Consider the following 3,338-nt stretch of genomic DNA (forward strand, 5'->3'; position numbering starts at 1 on the left):
GTAAGTAACTCGAAAAATTTAAAAGTTCTTCTAAACTAACTTCTAAAGCATTTGCAATTTTTAATAGAGTAATTATGGTTGGATTTCTTTTGCCTGCTTCAATAGTATTATAATTGCTTTTTTCAAAACCACAACGATAAGCAATTTCAGTCTGACTAATTTTTTTTAATTTTCGTATATGTTTTATATGGTTTCCTAAAGAAACTAAAAATTCTATATCGCTATTTTGTAATTTGTCATTCACGGTGCGATATTCTGAATATTAAAATAAAAAAAGTTATTATATATTATAACTTTTAAAATAATTTGTCTATATTTGCAATACAATTAGTTGCTATTAATCATAAAAAGTCTTTAATTGTTAAAAAAAACATCATTCATACACTATATTTGAATAAAATGAATTACTTTTAAGCAAATAAACAAAATCAAAAATTTATGAAAAAATCATTTTTATTAAAAGGACTTACAATACTTTTATTACTAACCCTTTTTGGGTGTACCACCAATGAATACTACACAACTGCACCTACAGAAAACATAGGCAAAACAAACGTGTATATTGAAGGTAACCTTACCGATGCCGAATGTGCCGCAAAACTAAAAGCCGAAGTAGGAACGCTTACAGAGAATATTTATATTGGAAGTGCATTAAGACCACTAAATAATGTTACAATTTTAGAATTGGATATACCCACAAATGTTAGAAATATCGATTTTAGTGGATTTTATAACAATTTAAAAACTATAAAGATTAAAGGACATGGTGCAATGCCTGAAAGTTATTTAAAGTTTTATTCAGGTATAAAAACTGAAAATATACTTATTGAAGGCATAACTGAATTATTTGATGTTGATTTACTTTTTCATTCTGAAATAGAACAACCAGCAACCTTAATTTGCAATAATTTAGAATATGTACACAGAAATTTTCAAGCTGGAGGAGGTTACTCAGGAGGAATCATAGCTAACAACCTTGTTTGTAATGATTTAAAGTACATTAATCCTAATGCAACTTATACTAGTTCATACATAGGTATAATTGGTGTTTTTAATACTTTAAGCTTCAATAGTTTAAAAAAAGTAGATAGTTTAAAACTTGAATTAGGAGGTGGTGGAATAGTAACAGATATTATGTTTCCTGCTTTAGAACAATCTAGAGGAATTGGAGTTAATACAATGTATAATAATTATCAAATAGGTTTAAATTCAATTAGCTTTCCACTAATAACGGAACTTAGTACTTTAATTATTTCAGATAATTTTGTAGCAACTGTAAATTTGCCTGCATTAACAAAATGTATAAATATTAATTTAAAAGATGAGGTATTACCAGCGACCGTCATTAATATTCCAAATTTGAATAATTGTACATCATATAAATCTAATATTAAATTGACATCAGAAGGAGTAAATGCAGTATTAAATAGATTTTTAACTATGCAGCCAGTTAGTGGTAAAACAATAAATCTATTAAATGAAGTAGCTCCAACTGGACAAGGACTTATCGATAAGCAAACACTAATCACACAAGGAAATCAAGTGTGGTCTAACTAATTAATAACTAAATAATTATACATTATGCAAAAACTTAATTCTTTTCTATTCATTATGCTATTGTTAGCATTAAGCAACTTTTCATTTGGTCAACAGAACCCAAAAACTTACATAATAGGTAGTACTTTATCAACCGGAGATGGTTCTATTCAAGATCAAGAAGATACTTGTTATCCTGCCACTCCTGCTTCTATTAGACCTATAGTCGTTGGTATTTCAAATCAATATGATACTAATATAAACAACAACAGTTATTTAGTTAGTACTAATAATGCAGATTATGGAGATATCATATTAAAGGCTTATAAAAGAGGCTTCCGTCATTTCTACTTCCAAGAGGGCTTGTATGTGGTAAGCACACCTATTAACTTAAACGGCTTAAACGGCATTACCATAGAAGGAGCTGGTGCAAGAACCACTTTTAAAGCTGGTAGCACCACTTTAGAAGCTATTTTTAAAATATCAAACAACTACAACAGTAAAATCATGAATCTTAATATGGATTTAAAAACTACTTTAAATTGTGGTGCTCCCACAGATGCTGCTGATGCCAACACAGGTATCAAAATAGGGGGTCAAGTGGGGCGTTGTTTGTTCGAGGGGTTATTTTTTAGGTCATACATTGGTGCTGATAATGCATCTATGGTTTCTAATTCTCCAATATTAATAGAACTTGCTTCAGGTCAAGAATCAGACTGGAACACGTTTAATAATATTCATTTTCAACGCTGTAAAGGAGGTATTGTATTAGATATTAACGGTGGTATTTTTAACAGCAATGTTTTTTCTAATATTCACTTAGAACATTTTTTAGTAGGCATAGATTTTCAAGGTTCTGGCGGGCAAATAGAGGGTAATTTATTCACAAATATCGATGCTCAAGCTAGTAAAGTTGCAGAGGGTTTAAAAGTTAGAACTTTAGATGTAATAAAAAATGTTAGAGGTGCTAATAATGTGTTTAACAATATACAAGTATCAGACTATGAACCTTGTATTCCAGATGCGACCGGAAATATCCCTACAAACTGTGCAGGTTCCGCAGTATATGGCTATGTTGTTAGTTTAACAGATGCGGCATCAAGGACTACAATAGCTTACAGTGAAATTGAAGGAAGAACAAATAACAATTCTTCTGAAGAAAAAGCAGGCTGGTATAACGACCAAGGGAAAGGTACTAATTTTGTAGGTAACGCAAGTACCGATAGAAAAACAGATTATATAGTAAAAGATATAAATGATTTGTATTATGAAGGTAAAATTGAAGCAGGTAAAACTAAAGAAGAACTTCAAAATAGTAGTAAATTTAACTTTCTAGCATACAAAAATTTCAATAGAGTTCAAATTACTAATGATCCTTTTTCTACAGAAGGTTCGGGTATTAATATGTTTACAAATTCTAGGTTTACTATAAATAATTACAAGTCAATAGACATCGGAAATAGAGGAGCTGCTGGTGCGTATAATGTTGATAAAGCATCAAATCTTAGTATTTATGGAAACATATCTTGGAGTACCCATAATAGTATGTCATTAGATGGTGCCACAACTGGTACGGGTTTACCTCCAGCTAGTACAAATACTCATGCAAAAAAATATGTGATAACTAATGCGGATACCACAGGCGCTTTTCAATGGACAAAGATTGGAGATTTAACATGGAACCACATCGCCATAAAAAACATCAAATTAGATGGTTTTGCCATTACAAACAATAGCAATGCAACACCAGCTACAAACACCGATGCCGGTTTACGTTTAGACAATGGTCTAGCCCCCTATAA

General features: G+C 30.6%; 3 protein-coding genes. 2 read left to right on the top strand and 1 reads right to left on the bottom strand.

Features of this window, described 5'->3' with window-relative positions; genetic code table 11:
- Positions 1-244 (bottom strand): helix-turn-helix domain-containing protein (locus B0A58_RS05085; protein WP_106408026.1); only part of this gene is annotated, 244 nt, incomplete at its 3' end.
- A 194-nt stretch (positions 245-438) separates the two neighbouring features.
- Here B0A58_RS05085 and B0A58_RS05090 point away from each other — a divergent pair.
- Both B0A58_RS05090 and B0A58_RS05095 read left to right on the top strand, forming a co-directional pair.
- Positions 439-1,557, top strand: a complete 1,119-nt coding sequence (locus tag B0A58_RS05090; RefSeq protein WP_089080137.1) for a hypothetical protein — start codon at positions 439-441, stop codon at positions 1,555-1,557.
- A gap of 24 nt (positions 1,558-1,581) precedes the next feature.
- On the top strand, positions 1,582-3,338 hold a 1,757-nt coding region (locus tag B0A58_RS05095), incomplete at its 3' end, for a hypothetical protein (protein ID WP_133063072.1).

Origin of the sequence: Flavobacterium branchiophilum NBRC 15030 = ATCC 35035 (assembly GCF_002217205.1) — a bacterium.
Lineage (GTDB): Bacteria > Bacteroidota > Bacteroidia > Flavobacteriales > Flavobacteriaceae > Flavobacterium > Flavobacterium branchiophilum.